23 protein-coding genes are annotated in these 20,145 nt (G+C 38.3%); 3 read left to right on the top strand and 20 right to left on the bottom strand.

All coding sequences use genetic code 11. From position 1 onward, the window contains the following. On the bottom strand, nucleotides 1–248 hold a 248-nt coding region (locus G413_RS0102300; protein ID WP_022789333.1), incomplete at its 3' end, for a transposase. A 118-nt stretch (nucleotides 249–366) separates the two neighbouring features. Here G413_RS0102300 and G413_RS0102295 point away from each other — a divergent pair. Together G413_RS0102295 and G413_RS0102290 are read left to right on the top strand one after the other, a co-directional pair. Beyond that, entirely contained in the window at nucleotides 367–1,617 is a 1,251-nt protein-coding gene (locus G413_RS0102295; RefSeq protein WP_022789332.1) for a radical SAM protein, read from the top strand. 18 nt (nucleotides 1,618–1,635) lie between these two features. Further along, entirely contained in the window at nucleotides 1,636–3,243 is a 1,608-nt protein-coding gene (locus G413_RS0102290; RefSeq protein ID WP_022789331.1) for an ATP-binding cassette domain-containing protein, read from the top strand. A gap of 64 nt (nucleotides 3,244–3,307) precedes the next feature. Here G413_RS0102290 and rnr read toward each other — a convergent pair whose 3' ends face one another. The 19 genes from rnr to G413_RS12245 form a co-directional block, all read right to left on the bottom strand. Beyond that, a complete protein-coding gene (rnr, locus tag G413_RS0102285; protein ID WP_027968997.1) occupies nucleotides 3,308–5,356 on the bottom strand; it encodes a ribonuclease R in 2,049 nt (682 codons plus the stop codon). Nucleotides 5,357–5,391: 35 nt separating this feature from the next. Continuing rightward, nucleotides 5,392–5,622 (bottom strand): preprotein translocase subunit SecG, encoded by a 231-nt coding sequence (gene secG / locus G413_RS0102280; protein ID WP_022789329.1) that lies wholly within the window; start codon nucleotides 5,620–5,622, stop codon nucleotides 5,392–5,394. Nucleotides 5,623–5,650: 28 nt separating this feature from the next. Beyond that, the gene (locus G413_RS0102275; protein ID WP_022789328.1) at nucleotides 5,651–6,433 is read right to left on the bottom strand and encodes an HAD-IIA family hydrolase; all 783 of its coding nucleotides are present in this window, start codon (nucleotides 6,431–6,433) and stop codon (nucleotides 5,651–5,653) included. A gap of 21 nt (nucleotides 6,434–6,454) precedes the next feature. Further along, nucleotides 6,455–7,003 (bottom strand): transcription termination/antitermination protein NusG, encoded by a 549-nt coding sequence (gene nusG / locus G413_RS0102270; protein WP_022789327.1) that lies wholly within the window; start codon nucleotides 7,001–7,003, stop codon nucleotides 6,455–6,457. A gap of 15 nt (nucleotides 7,004–7,018) precedes the next feature. Continuing rightward, nucleotides 7,019–7,222 (bottom strand): preprotein translocase subunit SecE, encoded by a 204-nt coding sequence (gene secE / locus G413_RS0102265; protein WP_022789326.1) that lies wholly within the window; start codon nucleotides 7,220–7,222, stop codon nucleotides 7,019–7,021. Nucleotides 7,223–7,235: 13 nt separating this feature from the next. Continuing rightward, nucleotides 7,236–7,385, bottom strand: coding sequence for a 50S ribosomal protein L33 (rpmG, locus tag G413_RS0102260; protein WP_022789325.1), 150 nt, complete (start codon nucleotides 7,383–7,385; stop codon nucleotides 7,236–7,238). 271 nt (nucleotides 7,386–7,656) lie between these two features. Then, a complete protein-coding gene (locus tag G413_RS0102255; protein ID WP_022789324.1) occupies nucleotides 7,657–8,040 on the bottom strand; it encodes a VOC family protein in 384 nt (127 codons plus the stop codon). A gap of 4 nt (nucleotides 8,041–8,044) precedes the next feature. Beyond that, nucleotides 8,045–9,745: a M3 family oligoendopeptidase gene (locus G413_RS0102250; RefSeq protein ID WP_022789323.1), complete on the bottom strand. Its 1,701-nt coding sequence runs from the start codon at nucleotides 9,743–9,745 to the stop codon at nucleotides 8,045–8,047. An 11-nt stretch (nucleotides 9,746–9,756) separates the two neighbouring features. Next, nucleotides 9,757–9,945, bottom strand: coding sequence for a hypothetical protein (locus tag G413_RS0102245; RefSeq protein ID WP_022789322.1), 189 nt, complete (start codon nucleotides 9,943–9,945; stop codon nucleotides 9,757–9,759). After that, nucleotides 9,942–10,928, bottom strand: a complete 987-nt coding sequence (locus tag G413_RS0102240; RefSeq protein WP_022789321.1) for an ABC transporter ATP-binding protein — start codon at nucleotides 10,926–10,928, stop codon at nucleotides 9,942–9,944. Before G413_RS0102240 ends, G413_RS0102245 begins: the two co-directional genes overlap by 4 nt. Then, nucleotides 10,915–11,934 (bottom strand): ABC transporter ATP-binding protein, encoded by a 1,020-nt coding sequence (locus G413_RS0102235; protein WP_022789320.1) that lies wholly within the window; start codon nucleotides 11,932–11,934, stop codon nucleotides 10,915–10,917. Before G413_RS0102235 ends, G413_RS0102240 begins: the two co-directional genes overlap by 14 nt. A gap of 9 nt (nucleotides 11,935–11,943) precedes the next feature. After that, nucleotides 11,944–12,855, bottom strand: a complete 912-nt coding sequence (gene opp4C, locus G413_RS0102230; protein WP_022789319.1) for an oligopeptide ABC transporter permease — start codon at nucleotides 12,853–12,855, stop codon at nucleotides 11,944–11,946. A 10-nt stretch (nucleotides 12,856–12,865) separates the two neighbouring features. Next, complete coding sequence (locus G413_RS0102225; protein WP_022789318.1) at nucleotides 12,866–13,849, bottom strand: ABC transporter permease; 984 nt, start codon at nucleotides 13,847–13,849, stop codon at nucleotides 12,866–12,868. A 61-nt stretch (nucleotides 13,850–13,910) separates the two neighbouring features. Further along, the gene (locus G413_RS0102220; RefSeq protein WP_022789317.1) at nucleotides 13,911–15,614 is read right to left on the bottom strand and encodes an ABC transporter substrate-binding protein; all 1,704 of its coding nucleotides are present in this window, start codon (nucleotides 15,612–15,614) and stop codon (nucleotides 13,911–13,913) included. Between the two features lie 309 nt (nucleotides 15,615–15,923). Beyond that, nucleotides 15,924–16,523 carry a sigma-70 RNA polymerase sigma factor region 4 domain-containing protein gene (locus G413_RS0102215; protein WP_022789316.1) on the bottom strand — a complete coding sequence of 200 codons (600 nt, stop codon included), beginning with the start codon at nucleotides 16,521–16,523 and terminating at the stop codon, nucleotides 15,924–15,926. 26 nt (nucleotides 16,524–16,549) lie between these two features. Beyond that, the gene (gene rlmB / locus G413_RS0102210) at nucleotides 16,550–17,263 is read right to left on the bottom strand and encodes a 23S rRNA (guanosine(2251)-2'-O)-methyltransferase RlmB (RefSeq protein WP_022789315.1); all 714 of its coding nucleotides are present in this window, start codon (nucleotides 17,261–17,263) and stop codon (nucleotides 16,550–16,552) included. Continuing rightward, nucleotides 17,260–17,646, bottom strand: a complete 387-nt coding sequence (locus G413_RS0102205; protein ID WP_022789314.1) for a Mini-ribonuclease 3 — start codon at nucleotides 17,644–17,646, stop codon at nucleotides 17,260–17,262. The genes rlmB and G413_RS0102205 overlap by 4 nt, the downstream gene beginning before the upstream one ends. Then, nucleotides 17,646–18,977 (bottom strand): cysteine--tRNA ligase, encoded by a 1,332-nt coding sequence (cysS, locus tag G413_RS0102200; RefSeq protein ID WP_027968994.1) that lies wholly within the window; start codon nucleotides 18,975–18,977, stop codon nucleotides 17,646–17,648. The genes G413_RS0102205 and cysS overlap by 1 nt, the downstream gene beginning before the upstream one ends. Before the next feature lie 46 nt (nucleotides 18,978–19,023). After that, entirely contained in the window at nucleotides 19,024–19,182 is a 159-nt protein-coding gene (locus tag G413_RS12245) for a hypothetical protein (protein WP_022789312.1), read from the bottom strand. Between the two features lie 355 nt (nucleotides 19,183–19,537). Here G413_RS12245 and G413_RS0102185 point away from each other — a divergent pair, with 355 nt between their 5' ends. Beyond that, entirely contained in the window at nucleotides 19,538–20,038 is a 501-nt protein-coding gene (locus G413_RS0102185) for a PD-(D/E)XK nuclease family transposase (protein ID WP_081637594.1), read from the top strand. The last annotated feature ends 107 nt before the right edge of the window (nucleotides 20,039–20,145 follow it).

Genomic DNA, 20,145 nt, shown 5'->3' with positions numbered 1-20,145 from the left:
ATATTGAGCGTAATAGTTCCATATTTTGTATCAAACTTTCTTTGATAGGAACCATTTCTAGAATTTTCGTTATTGGTTCTAGCGTATGGTTCATAATCAAGAAAAGCCGTCAACTCATATGCGAGTATTTCATTGAGAGATTTCTCCAACTCTGAACGAAACAGTTCAGTTACAGCCTGTTCAAAAGCTGGAAGATTGTTGTCATTAGAAAATAGGTTTTTCATTAAAGATGTAGTAAAATAGTTCATGGGTATATTCCTTTCGTAAATTGTTTTTGGTCGAACTAATTTTACTAAGGATATACCTTTTTTTCTATATTTCCAGAAAAACGAATTTACACAAGATATTTTATGCTATCGATTCTACATGAAATTAAGCAAATATAACATCTATATAAATAAGAATAACTATATAAAAATCATTAACACAAAGTCCGGTGCGATTGTCAATATTAAAGACAAAGAATTGCTAAGTAAATTATTCTGTCTACCAAATAATTTGAAAGACTGTAAGAATACAAATTTAGAGACTTTAAATACACTTGGTATAATTATTGATCATTGTTCAGATGAAGTATGTAAAGATCCTACTTCCGATACTCTAACTGTAACATTAATTGTCACACAACAGTGCAATTTTAGATGTAGTTATTGCTATGAAAAATTCAAAAATTTGAAATTGTCTGATAATTCCTATCGCTCTATCTTTACGTTTATAAAAAAACAGATGGAATCAAACGAATTTAAAAATGTGCGCATAAATCTCTTTGGTGGAGAACCATTGCTTGTATATAACGATATTATTTCTTTTTTAGAGTCTTTAAATGCATATTTAAAAACTAAAAAAATAAATTTTTCAATTGGAATGACCACAAATGGATATTTGCTTGATATCGAAAAATATAAAACTCTTGTTGATTTAGGTTTGACTGATGTACAGGTCACATTAGACGGATTCTCTAAAACGCATAACAAGACAAGACACTTGGCGAACAGAGAAGGAACCTGGAACGTAATTATCCAAAACTTAAAAAAAATCAGCCAATATCCAAAGCATTCAAAAATAATATTAAGAACAAATTTTAATTCTGAAGTTATCGAATCTGAAAAGAAGTTTTTAATATTCTGCAAAGATTATTTTGAAAACCAATTTATTATGCACTTTGAGGCCATTAAACCATTCAATAAGAATTATAAAGGCGAATGCTATGATCAAGAAAAAGAGCATGAAAACATTATAAAACTAATTCAATTTTGTAAACATAATCAAATAAACCACATTTTTAAAGATGTTTTATCAAGAGGCTTTTACGCATGTCCTCAGTGTAGCAAAAACAGCTATGTATTTGACCCAGAGTTAAATCTTATGAAATGTACCGTATTATTTGATTTTGACAAAAATCAAATCGGGAGGCTCAATTCGGATGGAAAACTAATTATAAACAATAACATAAACTTATGGAATGGATATACTGAAAGCTGCAAAGAATGCAATGTGTATCCTGTATGCTTAGGAAGAAAATGTCTTGGTGGAGCACTAAAGAACAAGAAACCTAAATGTTCTTATGATGTCATTGTAAAAAGTATAAAAGATATAGTTTGTGCTTCCTACGATTAAAATATAGGAGAAAACATCATGAATACAAAATACACCTACAGAGTTTTGAAAACAAAATTAAAAAAAGTAAAACTTTTTCAAATTTTGACCATTGGTTGTTTAAGTGCCTATACGCTTTGTTTGTACAGTCTCATTTTTATCATTCAAAATATAGTGGATACTATAACCACTAAACCAGATACCTTTGCTATAGATACTATCATTTATATATCGTTGTTATTGATTCTATTGGCACTGCTTGGTTTCCTATCACAATACACATTTCACCAAGTACCGATTCGGGCAAAAAATGCATTTTTGTCAGAAATGTACCATGAAGTATTAAGCAAATCAGTTGAAGATTTTTCTTCTGTTCACTCCAGTGAGATATACTCTTTATTAAGTAACGATGCCATCGCTTTTTCGCAAACGGTCGCCACGAATTCTGTGGTTGTCTGTTTTCAGTCCATCACTTTATCGATCTGTATAATTTCCATGTTTATCACACAGATGGTATTGGCTCTTATTTTGATCTTATTCGTATTCTTTTGTTTTTGTATTACAGCCGCAATAAGTAAAAACATAGCCCATGAAAACAAAACCGTGTTCAAACAAAAGGAAAAGATGACAAAACTACTCTTAGAAGGTCTGAAAAATCATCAAGTGATTCGTATTTTATCGAAAGAATCCTTCTTTACGAATCGCTTGAAATCATTTTTACATCAAAGCCTGTTCTTCCATGAAAAAAAGCTGGCCTTGTACCAATCTCAATATATGACCATTTATATTTTATTAACCACAGTTTTGCCGTTTTTAAGCATAACCATAGGCATTTATTTTGTATCTTTGCACTGGATGTCAATTGGAAGCGTATTGACCATGTATGCTTTATCTTCGCAGCTGCAAGAACCCATACGTCAGATTGCCGAGGCGCGAACCAATCGTCTGACTGTTTTACAACTCTGTGATCGATTATCGGTTTTGTTGCACAAGGAAGATTCTCGAAAAGTATTGGTGAATACAATCAATGAAATCAAAATGGAGAATGTCTGTTTTGATTATCCGGACACACCTGTTTTAAAAAATGTGTCAGTTCAAGTTTATAAAAACGATCATCTTCTCATCAAGGGGGAAAGTGGGGCGGGTAAATCAACAATATTATCTTTGTTGATGGGCTTTGAAAACTATCAGAAAGGTTTGATCACCATCAACCATATAGAACTGGATACAATCAATAGAAAAAACTTATACAAGCACATCTTATTAGTAAACCAAGAGCCATTGATTTTTCATGATACCGCCAAACAGAACATCACTCTCTATGATTCTTATTCGGATCAGGAAATCGATGAGGTCATCTCCGTTTGTCAGCTTTATGATTTCTACAAGAAGAATAAGGAAACTTTGATTGACGCCTGTCGCATCAGTAAAGGACAGGCACAAAGAATCTCTATAGCCCGTATGCTGATTCGAAAGCCGGATGTTTTACTATTAGACGAACCTACCAGTGCACTGGATGAAAAAAACGGTATCGCTTTTTCAAAGGCTTTACATACGTTCTGTCATCGTCATCAAATAACGTTAATCATCGTTTCTCATAAAACAGATATTATGTCAATATGTAATCAAACACTGACAATCGTTTAAAAGAAAGCGTAATATCTTCGATTCTCTTCATTGCATAAAAAAATAGCCCTGGGGCTATTTTTTATCATTTCAGTACAAAGGAAACTTGTCCTTTCAGTTTATCCACAGATTCACAGACGACTTTGACTTTTTGTCCGATCGTATAAATTTTCTTTCGATCCTGCGAGATCAAACGAGATGCGACTTCATCAAAATCAAAATAGTCATCCAGAGAATGAATCGGTACCAGTCCCTCTACCGTATTTGGTAATTCCACAAAAAATCCAAAGTTATGCACACTGACAATGTTCCCTTTAAATATTTGACCGATTTTATCTTCCATATATTCCGCACGTTTATAGTCATTGACCTGCCGCTCCACATTCACGGCATCTTTTTCTTTTCCGGAAATGTAGAATGCCTGCCGTTCACATTTCGCCAAATCTGTATTTTTATCTTGTTTATTCTGTAAGAATAAATATTTACGCAACATCCGGTGTACGACTAGATCCGCATAGCGACGAATCGGCGAAGTAAAATGACAATATTCGCTTAAAGATAAGCCGAAGTGTCCCAGACAGTTGGCATCATATCTTGCCTTCTGCATCGCTCTTAAAGCTACATAGCTTAATACATCGCAAAGAGCAGGATCTTGAATCGACTCCAAAAACTGCTGCATCTCCTTGGTCGTGACAGAATCTGGATAAAATGAGGTTCGAATTCCCAATGAGTGGGCCAACATGGTCAAATGTGAAACTTTTTTGGGATCTGGTGTTTCATGGACTCGATAGATACCCGGAATTTCACAAGTATTTAATGTATGTGCCACACAAACATTGGCCAGGATCATAGCCTCTTCAATCATCTGCTCGGCAAAGCCTCGTTCTCTGCATTGCACATCGATACATTTTCCTTCTTCGTCCAAAACCAGTTTAGGCTCTTTTGTATTAAAATCAATCGTTCCTCGATCGTGTGAGCGCGCCTGTAACAATTTAGCACAAGCTTCAAATGAATATAAAAGCTCCTGAATATCTTCATATTCTTTTTGCGCCTGTTCATCACCCTGTAAAAAACGATTGACCTTGGCATAGGTACAACGTTGATTGGAATGAATCAGACTTGGCACAATCTCATGATGCAGACAACGGCCAGAAAAATCAATATCCATGACACAGCTCAACGTGCAGCGATCCACATGAGGATTTAAAGAACAAATGCCATTACTTAAGGCAAACGGCAACATCGGTACAACACGATCCGCCACATAGATACTGGTAGAACGGGCAAAAGCCTCCTGATCGATTGGACTGCCTTCTTTTACATAATGCGACACATCCGCAATATGAACATACAAACGATAACCCTGTTGTGTCTTTTCAATCGAAATCGCATCATCAAAGTCTTTGGCGTCATCACCATCGATTGTTACTGTCATTAAATCACGAAAATCGCTTCGTCCCTGTCGTTCTGCTTCCTGCACTTCTTTGGGCATGGCATCGGCCTGGGCTAACACTTTGTCCGAAAAATGCTGACGAACATTATTGGCGGAAAGGATGGAAGTGATATCCATTCCTTTTTCATATTCATACCCTAATAACTTTTCAATACGACACTGTAAGGGATCGGTGTATTTGGTGATCAAAACAAGAGCTTTCATACGATGTTCAATATTAAATTCATCTAAATTCTGAATTTGAAATGACGCATGCAGATCCACATCACTGTAAAAGATAAACTGTCCTTTTCTTCGATAGAAGGTGCCGGTTACTTTTGTGATGCCCCGCGAATAAATATGAATAATTTCGTTTTTCTTTTTTGTACAATGCACTAAGACTTCATCTTTATCAAAGGCATTTCGTCCATATTTTTTCGGTACATACACCTTATCTTCTCCATTGGAAACCATAAATTCATACTTTGAGATATCTTTTACTTTTCCAACGACAAATTCTTTTTGATCAATATAAAAATACACACTGTGGTTGTTGCAGAGGATTCTCTCGTCTTCCAGTGCATTCAATGCCTGAATAAGTTGTGTAAAATCCTTTGAGGATTGGCATTTCAGCTTTCGTTCCAAATCCTTTATTGTCCATTGTTTTTTCTTTTCAAAACATTCTAAGATTCGATCTTTCATTTTATCACCACCAAAAAAAGACCTTACGGCCTTTATTAAACGATCTGTAATGCGATTACAAGTGCGAAATACAAAATTCCGCAAATCAAAGTAGCTCGAGAGATGACTTTCTCAGGTCCGCGTTCCTTTTGTACCGCAAACAAGTTCAAATCACCACTTCCGGTAAAAGCAGCACTCAATCCATCAGATTTTCCGCTCTGCAGCAGTACAAGTATTATGATGATACCCGAAAGTACCATTAAAATTACATTTAAAATATCTTCCATTTTATCCACTCTTCCTTATCAAAACCCATTATAACATAAACGAATCAAAAGAAAAGTCCAAACAGTCCAATAGATCACGAACAATGATGTCCGGATGAATGTTCAGTCTTTCCACATCTTTTTGTGTATGAACACCCGTCTGTACAAAGATCGTCTGCACATGCGCATTTTTTCCCAGTAAAATATCCGTTTCTAAATTGTCTCCGATCAAAATCACATCTTCCTTTTTCAAATGAAAGTGTGAAAGACAAAGATCTAAGATCGGCGTATGTGGTTTGGCAATATTCGGGCTTTTCTGTGAAGATGCATATTCAAACATGGCTACGATGCTGCCATTGCCCATTTCAAAACCACCGGGTTTTGCCAAGATACGATCTTGATTGGTGCCAATCAGCTTAGCCCCATTCAATAACAACTGCAGTGCTTTGGAATACTGTGCATAATCGGCGTCTTTATTCAGTCCGACAAAGACAAAATCCGGATTTTGATCTGTGATCGTAAAACCTTCATCCAACAAAGCCTGTTTCATGCCTTCCTTGCCAATGTAATAAGCCGTATTCCCCGAATAATGAGAGCGAACATACTGCACACTGGCCATAGCACTGTTATAAAACTGATCTGGAGAAATACCGGTATAACCCATTTTCTCCATATGAATGACATTTTCTTCGCGGGTGCGCATTGAATTATTGGTCAAAAAGAGATAGGGTATATTCTTTTTTTGACAATGTTCTAAAAAAGTTTTGGCACTTTCAATGATCTGTGTACCCCGATACATCGTTCCATCCAAGTCAAAGAGTAAAGTTTTCATAAGCCTCCAAAAAAAGAAAGTCTAGTCGACTTTCTTTAAATCCATATAAGGAATTTCTGTCGGTGTTTCACGTCCAAACAGAATCAACAATACGGTTGCTTCCTGTTTTTCTTCATCCATAGCTTCCACAACGCCCTCAGAGTTTTTGAAAGCTCCGTTTAAGATTTCAACCGTATCACCTACACCAAAATCAACCTGAATGTTGATATCTTTGCGACCCAAACGACGAAGTACAGAATCGACTTCTTCCTGCGCAACTGGGAAAGGCTTGGCCCCCTTACCGGAAGATCCGATAAATCCGGTAACACCCGGTGTATTTCGTACAACATACCATGCTTCATCGGTCATGATCATCTGCACCAACAGATAACCGGAAAATAAATTTCGTGTCTTTTCTACCGGTTTTCCGTTTTTATACTCGATTTCCTTTTCTTCTGCCACAACGATCTGGAATAAATAATCTTCCAATCCCATTGTGCTGATACGACGTTCCAGGTTCTCTTTTACACGATTTTCCTGTCCCGCATAGGTATTTACGACATACCACTCTTTTTTCAACTCTTCTGCCATGATGTCCCTCCTAAACTATCCAACGATAACTTTTAAAAGACCGCTGGCTACGAGTTCACAAATAAAGAAATAGAATCCAAATAATAAAGTAAACAGAATGACCAATCCGCTCGATTTCATCAACCCTTTAAAGCCCGGCCACTCTACTTGTTTGAGTTCACGCCAGATTCCTTTGGGAGAATATGTTCTTTCTTTTTTTTCTTTCTTTTCTTTTGCCATAACGATCCCTTTCCTACTTTGTTTCTTTATGTAAAGTATGTTTGCCACATTTTGGACAATACTTTTTAACCTCTAAACGCTGGGTATTCGTCTTTTTGTTCTTTGTCGTCACATAATTTCTGGACAGACATTCACTACACGTTAAAATTACTTTATCCGCCATAAAAATCACACTCCCACAGCTTATTCAATTTAACACTTATTCTCTACATTAGTCAAATGAAACTGTGCTTTTTTTAATTTTTCGATCCAATTTTTCTGTATTCTTCTACAAATATAGAAAATGAATCCTCATTTCTAGACGATTGAGCACCAATCTTGGAAACAGAAAAAGTCAAAATACAACGAATCCTTTTAGTTGTATAAAGTTACTATTCCTTATTCTATAAAAGATAAAATCACTCCCACTAAAAGTGGGAGCTGATATAGTCTTCTTATTCTTGAAATACGATTTCCAGCTTTATGCGATCCGGGTCTTCAAAATACACAGCGTAATGATTCATCCCTCCGGCATATGGATATTGTTCGTCATACAAAAGTGGTATCCCTTTTAAAATCAATTGTTCACGGATTCGATCAATTTTGCCTTTATCTTCACAAGAAAACGCCAAATGATTCAATCCAATATGACAACGATTGTATCCATTGGGAAGGTATTTCTCTTGTACCTGAACAAAAACTAAATAAAAGCCATCTTTCCTATAGGAAAAACCTTGTGACCAATTTTGAAATAACGTAAAGCCTAATAAGCTTAATAACCAGCTGTAAAATTCTCTCGTTTTTTCTAAATTGCTGATATAGATTTCAATATGATGCATCGGATTAGGCCGTCAGTTCTTCCTCGCTTATTTCATCTAACCATTGAGAAACAGAGCCTGTCACTTGTGCTAAACACCCTTCTTCAAACGGAACGATCAATCCGGCTTCTTTTACGATCTTTCGAAATGGTAGTGTTCCACCGATCTTACAAATATGTTGATAATCTTCAAAGGCTTTTGGATCCTTGTTTTCCATACGTGCCCAAAACTGCATGGCACAGACTTGGGCTAAGGTATAGTCAATGTAATAGAACGGTGACATAAAGATGTGAGCCTGACGCATCCACCAGCCTCCTCTTTCCAGTATTTCAACTTCTTCATAGTTTTTATGCGGAAGATATTCTTTTTCCAAACGACGCCATGTATCCATGCGCTCTTTATGACTCATTTCTGGATGGGTATAGACTTCATGTTGGAAATGATCCACCAAAACACCATAAGGCAAGAATTTAAGACTTCCGGCCATATGTGAATAATAATAGCGATTTGTATCTTCTTCAAAGAAACTCTGCATCCATGGATGCGTAAAGAATTCCATAGACATCGAATGAATCTCACAAGATTCATAGGTTGGCCAAACACAATCACTTGGATAGATATCTCTGGATTCATAAATTTGATAGGCATGACCGGCTTCATGGGTCAAGACCTCGGCATCGTGTTGTGTTTGATTAAAATTCGCAAAAATAAACGGACTTTTATAATCGGGCATAAACGTACAATAACCACCGGCTGCCTTGCCCGGTTTACTGTCAAGATCCAATAAATCATGTTCGACCATGAAATCAAAGAAAACACCGGTTTCTTTCGATAATTCATGATACATCTTTTGGGCTCGTTTGACTAACTCGGCACGATCGTACTTAGGTGTTGGGTTTCCCTGCAGAAATTCTACCTTTTCATCCCAGGCATGTAAGGTATCATAGCCTAAACGTTTTTGTTGGCGCTTGTACAAAGCACTGCATAAAGGCACGACATCCTCTAAAACCTGACGGCGATACTTGGCTACATCTTCTTGGTCATAGTCATAGCGATGCATACGAGCATAACCTAATGCAATAAAATTATCATATCTCAGCTTTTGTGCCATACGTGTACGGACCTTGATCATCTGATCAAAAATTTGTGCAACTTCTTCTTCGTGTTGTTCAAACCAGTTCCAATAGGCCTGTAAAGCGCGTTTACGAACTTGTCGATCGGAAGAATTGGTCTTAACTTCCAAACTGGATAGATTATAGATTTCACCATCAAAGGGAATTTCGGCACTGGCAATTAAAGCCTGATATTTTGTCATCAGACGATTCTCTTCCTGCATATCTTCTATAATGATCGGATCAAAAGCTTTTAGATCCATTTCCTTTTGAAGAAAGAATGTCTCCGGCAGTCTTTGTTTCAGATCGTCTAAAAAAGTACTTTCTAAAAGCGCACGATTAATTTTTTCATAATCTTTTTCCAATTCCGGCAATACCGTATCCAAATATTCTTGTTCTTTCGTATAGTAAGCATCTTTGGTATCAACGGTATGACGAATTTCAACCAGTGATACCTGTGTTGCCACAAAACGACGAATCGTATCAACTTTTTTGATACAATCTTGTACTTGCTCTATAGTTTTGGCCTGCTGTATCTGTTCGGCAAGCTCTGATAATTGTTTCTGTAATGAGAGCGCATCCATATGTTGATACGCATATTCTTGAAACTGCATAACTTCTCCTTTCAAAAAAATGCATTCCAGCCCCAAATAAATAAAGCCAGAATTCCAATTCCCAACAAAAGAATCGGTCCAAACACACTCAGCGCCGCAATCATTAGGGCCATCCTATCGCCTTTTTCAAGGTTGGTATAGGCGTCCGGTTTTATCTCTTTCTTTTTAAAAATCGAACGGAATCGCTCACGCCCATTCATTCAAATTCTCCCGCAAAATGACAACGGACAAAATGATTCTTTTGAATCTCGCGATACGCCGGCTCCTTCTGTTTGCAGATATCCTTGGCAAAAGGACAGCGCGGATGGAATTTACAGCCGCTTGGAATATTGACGTTGCTGGGGATTTCCCCCTGAATGACACTGAGTTCTTTACGCTTTTTAGGATCCGGAATCGGTATGGCCGCAATCAAGGCCTTTGTATATGGATGCTGCGGGTTTTGATACAACACCTCTTTATCTGCTAATTCCACCATAGAGCCTAAATACATCACTCCAACACGATCGGAAATATGTTTCACAACGGAAAGGTCATGACTGATAAAGATATACGAAATCTTCTTTTCTTCCTGCATATCTTTCATCAGGTTGATGATCTGTGACTGTATGGATACATCCAAGGCACTGACAGGTTCATCACAAACCACAAAACTTGGATTTAACGCCAAAGAACGCGCAATACCGATACGTTGTCTTTGCCCTCCTGAAAATTGATGGGGATATCGATAACAGTAATAGCTTGGCAGCCCACATCGATCCATCAGATCTTTGACATAGGCTTCCAGCTCGGGCCCTCGCTTAAAGATGCCATGTGCCAACAAAGGTTCTGCCAAAATATTAAACACATTCATACGCGGATTTAAGGAAGAATACGGGTCCTGAAAGATGATCTGCATATCTTCTCGCAACTTACGCATCTCTTTTTTATTCTTCTTGGAAATATCCTCTTCACGGAATAAAACCCGACCGCCGGTCGGCTCATATAAGCGTAAAATCGTACGACCCAGTGTGGATTTTCCACAGCCGGATTCCCCAACCAATCCTAAGGTTTCGCCTTCATAAAGATCAAAGGTAATATCATCCACCGCTTTGACGGCTGGTTGTCCTTCTTTATACTTTCCTTTTTTAATGGGAAAATATTTCTTCAAATTTTTAACTTCTAAGATTTTTTTACTTTCCGGCATGATCTTCCTCCTCATGTAAGAAGCACCATACATGATGGCGACTCTTTATCTTTGTATCACTCGGTTGTTCTGCTTTACATTTTTCCATCGCAAAAGGACAACGATCCGCAAAATAACAGCCCTTTGGCAAATACAAAGAATTTGGAACCGAACCTTCAATCGTTGAGAGTCGTTCTTCTTTATCCGCCAGACTTGGCATGGATTTCATCAAGCCGATCGTATAAGGATGTTTCGGGTTTTCAAACAACTCATTGACCGGTGCACTTTCAACCACCTTACCGGCATACATTACATTGACATGATCCGCTACTTGTGCCACAACCCCCAGATCATGGGTAATCAACATGATGGAAGTTCCTGTCTTTTCCTTTAAACGATTCATCAAAGATAAAATCTGTGCCTGAATGGTTACATCCAGCGCCGTAGTTGGTTCATCGGCAATCAACAGTTTTGGCTTGCACGAGAGTGCCATCGCAATCATGACACGCTGGCACATACCACCGGAGAGCTGGAATGGATAGTTGTCGACTACTTTTTCCGGACGGCTGATTCCTACCTCACTTAATAGCTCGATGGCACGTTCTCGTGCCGCTTTGGCATCTACATCCTCATGGGTCATAATATTTTCAGTAATCTGATCGCCCACCGTGATCACAGGGTTTAAAGAGGACATAGGCTCCTGAAAGATCATAGAAATCTCATTACCGCGAATCTCACGAATCTGTTCATCGCTGGCCTGTGCTAAATTGAGCCCCTCTGCATTCTCCGGTACATTGCCGGTATACATGATCTTAGAGCCCGGCATGATCTCACCTGGCTTATCGACCAAACCTAAAATGGACATGGCCGTCACCGATTTACCACAACCGGATTCTCCGACAATGGCCAGCGTTTCATTCTCATACATGGTAAAGTGATTGCCATCGACCGCTTTGGCATCCCCGCTTTTTGTATGAAAGTAGATACGAAGATCTTCTACTTTTAAAACTTTTTTATTTATGGACATACAAACCTCCTATCGTAACGCCTTAGGATCGAAGGCATCTCGTATTCCTTCACCGATCAAATTAATTGAAACAACCGTCAAAAGACACATAATTCCTGCCGGTGCCCATTGCCACGGATAGTTCAAAAAGATCTGTGATTCCCTTGCCAGATTCATCAAGTTTCCCCAGCTTGGTGTCGGCGCCTGTACCCCCATCCCTAAAAAGGAGAGACCGGCTTCAGTCAAGATGGCACTGGCCATTCCCAGAGTCGCATTGACAATGATCAATGAGAATACATTCGGCATCAAATGCTTAAAGATCTTAGAAAAATCTGAAAAGCCTAAGGCCTCACAAGCCTGCATAAATTCTTGTTCCCGCAAAGTTAAGATCTGTCCTCGTACCAGCCTTGCCAGACCCGGCCAGGAAAGCGCTCCAATGATCAAAGCGACGACTAGTAGTTTTTGTTCCTGCGGCACCCACAACATAATAAAAGAAACTGCTAAAATCATGGGAATAAAAGGTAAAGAATAAACGACTTCGGTAAAACGCATCAATAAATTATCAATACGCCCTCCGTAGAAACCAGCCACACCACCGACAATAGAACCTAAAATTACTGTAAAAGCAGCTGCCAATACCCCAACAAAGATGGAAATTCTTCCCCCCAGAAACAAACGAAAGAATACATCACGTCCTTGTTTATCAGTTCCCAGAAGATGTTGTGCACTTGGTGCTAAATTCGTACTGGACAAGTCATAGTCATTGACATCGATTCCCAGAATGATCGGTACAAGAATTACAGATACCAGAATGACTAAAAAGATAATCAAACCTGCCATTGCGATTCGATTGGCCTTAAAGCGACGCCATGCCAGAGTCCAGGGACCTACGACATCGATATGTTCTCCATTTTCTAAAATGATATTTTGTTTTTTCTTCATACCAACACCTCTAATCCTCTACTTTGATTCTTGGATCGACAAAGGAATACGCAATATCGGCTAATAAATTTCCCAAGACCATTAAGACAGCACTAAAAATCAAACAGGCCATCGCCAAGGAAGTATCACGATTATTGATTGAATCAATCAAAATCTTTCCAATGCCCGGCCAAACAAAGACTGTTTCCAAAATAACGGCACCTGAAAACAGAGAAGGAATATATAATCCCAACAATGTTACAAGAGGAATGCGCGCATTTTTAAACGCATGCCGATAAATGACAACTTTTTCTTTCAACCCTTTCGAACGCGCTGTGCGAATGTAATCCATGTTAATGACTTCCACCATGGAGTTACGCACATACCGCGAAAACGTGGCAAAATTGCTAAAGGCCAAAACCGTCACCGGTAAAATTGAGTGAACAGCCACATCACCAATCATTTGAAAAACAGATGCATATCCAAAGGATTTCAACATCGGATCATACATACCATTGATCGGCATGCCTGGAATATTATTACCGACAAAGAAAATTAGAAGCATTGCGAAAAAGAAAGTCGGTACAGAAATTCCTAACAGTGAAAATACGGACCAGAAATTATCAAAAAAAGACCCCTTTTTAACGGCTTGTCGTATGCCTATAGGGATAGCGAATAATAGCGCAATGATTAAAGAAAGTGCATTGAGATAAAACGTATTCCATACATAAGGTCCAATTACATCCGCAACCGGCTTTTTTAACGAAACCGAATTTCCTAAATCACCGGTTACAACACGTCCTAACCACCGAACATATTGTTCGGGAAGACTTTTATCTAACCCTAATTTTTCACGAACCTGATCCCGCTGTTCTTCGGTTGCCCTGGAACCGGCTCCAAAATAGGCGGTGACTTCATCTCCCGGCATAGCCTTAACGGTGCCAAAAATCACGATGGATATCACCAACAATACCGGTAACAAGACCAAGAGTCGCTTAAGTATATATTTAATCATTAGATTGCCTCCTTACGTATAAATAGAAGAGCAAGTCGAAAGGCTTGCTCTTCCTTTTGGTTTAGTTTTCAAGAGTCACTTGATCCATTGCCTGTGCCCAGCTATGTACCGAAGACGTATTCAGATTCTTAACACGTTTATTATAGAGATCAAAATATTGATTTCCATAGATCGGCAAGTATGCATCCAATTGTGAAGCACGCTGCATAGCTGCTAAATAGTTTTCTTTAGAAACTTCCACATCATTGGTATATAAACCTTTTTTCAAGTAGTCCTCTAACTGTGCATCTTGAATATGTGAATAGTTATCAGGGGTGTTTCCATAGTAGTTATTGGCATCACTATCTGCAAGTCCTGTATATCCGGTTGCCAAGAAGAAGATATCCCATTCCGAAGATTTCTCTGGATTGCTGACGGTATCCAACAACGTATTGAAATCAACCGTGGTCTGTTTCAGATCCACACCAATTTCTTTCCAGGACTTCTGAACCATTGGAATCAATGTATCTAAAACCGAATTATCTTTGGATAACATCCATTTCACTTCTAATTTTGTTCCATCTTTATAACGATATCCGTCATCTCCGACTTTCCAACCTGCTTCTTCTAGAACCGATTTTGCCTTTTCCAGATCAAAATTATAAACCGTCAAGCCATCAATCGTTTTTTCACCACGTACATATTCACCCAAGTTTTCAGATACTGGATTCCAATACACATCTGGGACATAACCCAATTCTGTATTTTCTGTGACTTCATCCGAAGCATCTTCAAATTTAAAGTAGCTGTCCACAAAAGCCTGACGATCTGTGGCATAGGATAAAGCCTGACGAACCGCGTTATCGGCTGTTGTATGCCCTTCACCGGCATTGAAACCGATATAACCTTCACCGGCGCGGAAATACGTGTTATAAGTCAATTTATCATCTTTGGAAACTGTACCGATTTTTTGTTGTTCAATAGTTTGTGGTAATAAATCGACATTTCCAGATTTTAATTCATCCACTTCTGTCTGAACATCGGTTGTCTTGATAATGATCTTTTCAACCGTATATTCACCGTCTTTCGCTTCATAGTTCTCATTACGTACAAAAGAAGCACCAGAGGCTTTATCATAGGAATTTAATTTATAAGGTCCACTGCCTAACATATCACTCGTATTGGATTCAATCTCGCTGGTATCCCCTTTTTTATAATCAAACTGGGCAGCACTCATGATTCGTACGCTATCTCCAAATGTCACTAAATTATCAATGCGAGGTTCTTTGGCATGAATAATAACGGTTTCATCATCCGGCGTTTCAATACCCGTCAATTCTGTGGCATCTCCCTTGTTGTATTCTTCATACCCGACGATGTTTTCGGCATTGATGGCAAAACGGCCCGTATAACTAGGATCCGCTAAGAGAGTAAAGCTATACTTAACATCTTTACTGGTCACCGGTGTACCATCGGAGAATTTAGCACCTTCGCGAATTTTAAATGTGAATGTCAATCCATCCTCACTAATTTCCGGCATCTCTTGTGCCAATTCAGGGACAAGTTCGTTCTCTGCATTGTAGCCTAATAATCCTTCATATACCAAATCAATAGCATAATTATCATAACTGCTACTATAGTAGGCCGGACTGAAGACACCGTTTAATTCCTGATTCACACCTACCGTTAACGTATTGTTCTTATCCGAAGAACCGGAAGAGCAGGCAACCAATGTCGTTGCCATAGCACAAGATGCTAAACCAGCGATCATTCTTCTTTTTTTCATAACTTCCTCCTTGAATGATGAGCATGTCAAAAACCAGATTCATGGTACAAATCCATGCTGTATCCATTTGTATGGTTCCGCAAGCCGATCCAAAAGAAATGAGGTTGCACTTTATCACTGTTCTGTTTCAGCTCTCAGATCCATAAAAGACTTAAATTAAAAACAAGTCAAATAATGTGTAAAAAAAATAAACTTATTTTCAATTCATAGTTAAATTATAGTTCATATTCATTTTATTATCTAGTCAAAATTGTAAAAATTTTTCAGAAAACATTTTCAAATAAAAAAAGAATTCCTGTCATGGAATTCTTAGAGTATTTCCTGTAAACATTTTTTTATCTTACGTACCGCATAATCATGTCGTTGTGGTGAAATTTTTAATTGACGACAAATATCAATTCTTCGATACCCTTTAATTCGTAAGGAAAGGATCTTTTTTTGCATAGGATTCAATTGCGCTAAAACTTGATCCAGATAATTTTTTGCCATAATGGATCCTATGACCACTTCATGCGTAGGATTTTGAGAAACATAGGTCTGTTCCACATAATAATCCCTTGTTTCTTCATTGACCTTGGAATCCAAATAAACGTGTTGATAATATTCCGGCATCCTGTTTCGAGAGTTTATGCGATAAGTATCTTTAAACTCATTCAACAAGACTTGCTTGTAAAATGATGTAAAACTACGCTGTCTTCGTATTTGAAACCAGTATAGACATTTTAATAGGATGGTATCGGCAATAGCTAACATATCCCATCGATTGAGCTGATGCCCATCGCGACTGACATTCGCATGACAAATGATCGTGTTGACCATTGCTCGATAATGTTTACGAAGATAACTAAATGCTTCTTCATCTTTTATGAAAAACAAATAAATCCAGAAATTGACATTTTTTCTTCTCATTTTGCCCTTTCCAGAGCAAAAAGAAATTACAGAGGATGTCTGGCACTATGAATTTGGTACAAGAGTACAGCACAAGCCACACTGGCATTTAAAGAAGAGATTTTTCCTTCCATGGGTAATTTAACCATATAGTCACATTGTTTCTTAACCAGATTGGAAATACCTTTGCCTTCCGAACCAATGACCAGAACCAGAGGTACATCATAGATACCCTGTCGATAATCACGAGCTTGATCCATATCACTGCCTACGACCCAATATCCGTTTTCTTTACATTCCTGCAGAGCATTTTTTAAATTGGTCACCGTGCAGACCGGAATCGTATAAGCTGCTCCTGTACTGGCTTTAATAGCCGATGGTGTTAAGCCCACACTGTTGTGCTTACAAAGAATCACCCCATCAACACCGGTACAATCACAACTGCGTAAAATAGCTCCTAAATTGTGGGGATCCTGTATTCCATCCAAGGCCACGATCAAACCAGGTTGTTTCGCCTTATTTAAGATTTGTTTAAGATCGTATGTCGGTATTTCCTTAACTTCCACTACGATTCCATTATGATTGGCACCTTTCGTCAAGGCATTCAGCTGATCACGAGATACGACTGTTATTTTTTTATTTAACTGTTCTACACGCTGTAAAAAACGTTTGTCACGAAGCCCTCTTTGCACATATATTTTTAAGATTGAATCCGGATTTTCTTCCAGCTGTGTAAACACATTTTTTCCATAAACGATCATAGAGAATCTCCTTTTTCAACAATTTGATCCAAGCACTGCGCCAAGCGCTGATGATGATCATATAAATATAGATAGCCCAATAAAGCTTCTAGTGCCGTTGCTTTTAGATATGTCTGTCCATCCGCATTCTTAGCCTTTGAATGAATGGTCGCATTTCTTCCTCGATGAAGGATCTGTTTTTCCTCTTCGGTAAAGAAATCCTCCTGCATCAGCCTATCCAAAATAACAGCCTGTCCTTTAGCGCTACACAGACGAGCACTCTTTTTTTGTAAAACGTCCGCCTTTTGATAGCCTTTATCCAAAAGATGCTTACGAACTCTTAATGTCATCAAAGCATCTCCCATCCAGGCAAGGCTAGTCGCATTATGCGTTACGATCTCCATTACAAGATTCCTTTTTCCTGTAATTTAGCACGATATACATCGGCGGTTTCAAAGTCTTTTGCTTTAACCGCATTTCGCCATGCGGCATACATTTCTTTATCCTGGTCATCCAGTACGATAGAATCTAATTCAATTCCTAATACCCACAACATCTTTTCCAGTGCATTTTTTAAGGCTGCGACTTTTTGTCCATCAAAAGGACGGGCACGCAATGCCTGGTTGATCTTTTTGATCACTTCATGAACGACAGAAATCGCATTCGGCGTATTTAAATCATCATTTAAAGCATCTACAAAAACCTTTAAACTTTCTTCATCCACCGCATCGGTTTCTACATTCTGCAGCTGCAACTGCACACAAGCTTGTTTATATGCTGTATAAATCTTATTCAATTCTTTTTGAGAAGAAGAGATCGCTTCTTCATTTAGATTTAATGGTGAACGATAGTGAACCGAGATCATCATCCAGCGAATGGTATTGCCCCCATGCGCTTCAATCAGGTCTTTAGCCCACCAGACATTCCCCAGTGATTTTGACATCTTCTCATTTTGAATATTTATCATACCATTATGTACCCACATATTTGCTAAATGCGTATGAGAGCACATCTGGCATTGTGCCATTTCATTTTCGTGATGCGGGAATTTAAGATCCAGACCACCGCCATGGATATCGATCAACGCTTTTTTAAATACGTTATGAATCATGACGACACACTCTGTATGCCATCCCGGACGTCCCTTTGACCATGGAGAATCCCATCGAATTCCCTGCTCTGTTTCTTTCCATAATGTAAAATCCAAAGGATTTTCTTTTTTCTCATTCTCATCGATACGAGCACCGACCATCAGATCTTCCATTTTTTGATGCGATAATTCCCCATAGGTTTTATCACTACATACACGGAAATACACATCGCCATCAACTTGATAAGCCGCACCATTCTCAATCAGCTTTTGAATGAACGCAATGATTTGATCCATCGTTTCCGTAACACGCGGTGCTACATCCGGCAAGTCCGCATGCAGATTTTTACGTACACGATTATACGCTTCAATATATTTATCTGTAATTTCTTTTTCACTCACATTTTGTTCTAAAGCAGTTTTGATGATCTTGTCATCAACATCTGTATAGTTGCTCACATACATAACATCCAAGCCCTGTAATTCCAGTGCTTTTTTCAACGTATCAAATACGACAATAGGCCGGGCATTCCCCACATGTGGCTCATTATATACAGTCGGTCCACAGACATACATGGAAACCTTTCCAGGCTCGATTGGCTTTAACTCTTCAATTTTCTGGGTATAGCTGTTATATAAATTCATTTCCATCATTCCTTTCTAAAAAAACATAGACAGGGTCTATGTTGTGTTAATCTTTAGTCTCAAGACTCAAATCACGAAACTGTTTGACCAGATCTGCATCAATTCCCTGATCTTTCAACATCTGGATATATGCTGCATCCAGATCATCTACACCTTCGCTTAATTCATCTCGATCATCATTTGTCAACCGTTCTTTTAATGGCATAACTTTCACCTTCTAATGTATATCTAGGATACCTTACTTCCCATGATATTTCAAGAAAGGCACTATAAAACTTCAACCTGACTTTATAAAATGATGGAAAACTTAAAAAAGCTTAAAAGATATCTAGATAAACTCATCATTAAAAATTTTTATAAAAAATTGAAATCTTTTTAATAGTTTTCCTGATTTTTTTCGTATCTAATAGTGAGGCTATTATGACTAGTATGTGAAATCTTTATATACCTGCCTTCTTTTACTGCTTTGTTTTGATAGCCGATAGAAAGGAGGTTTTTATGCCATCGAAATTGAACCTAAAACACGACATGGCTTTTAAGTCCGTCTTTGGCTATGTTAGATCGCACTTTGTTCCCTGCTCAGTTCGATTCTTAAACAGCCGGTAACTTCTGTCAGAGTCATGAACAGTGAACTGACTTCAGAAATGGCCAACCAGAAGCATCCTCGCATGGATCTTCTCGTATCTTTTGATGACGGCCGTCTGGCCAATATCGAAATGCAGGCGGTTTACGCTCCAAAAGAATTCTTTTATCGCATGTTCTATTATGAGATTCGCTTAGCATCCAGGCAAGTACTCAAGGAAGGAGAACCCTATTCGAATTTTCATCCAGTTTATCAAATCGTGATCACGGATTTTATCATTTCTATAGAATATGAAGATCTGGTGGAACAGTTTGAACAAAGAAACTGGAAAGGACAGGCTTTAAAATATGCCGGACAGTTAATGCAGCTGATCTTTGTTCAACTCCCCAAAGTTCCTGTGATGGATGCCAGGGACATGAGCTTACTTGAAAAGTGGAGTTTCTTTCTGAAATACTTTGAAGACGAAGAAAAACAATAACCCGTAAAGGAAATCCAGGAACTCTTACAAACAATCTGGAAGATGATCAAAAAGCAGGAAATACATATTTAACTTATGTCATTACCCTGCTTTTTATTGTTTCATAA

It is taken from the genome of Faecalicoccus pleomorphus DSM 20574 (genome assembly GCF_000420345.1).
GTDB lineage: Bacteria > Bacillota_I > Bacilli_A > Erysipelotrichales > Erysipelotrichaceae > Faecalicoccus > Faecalicoccus pleomorphus.
The sequence above is the reverse complement of the archived record's forward strand: the minus strand, read 5'-3'. Positions and strand labels throughout refer to the sequence as shown.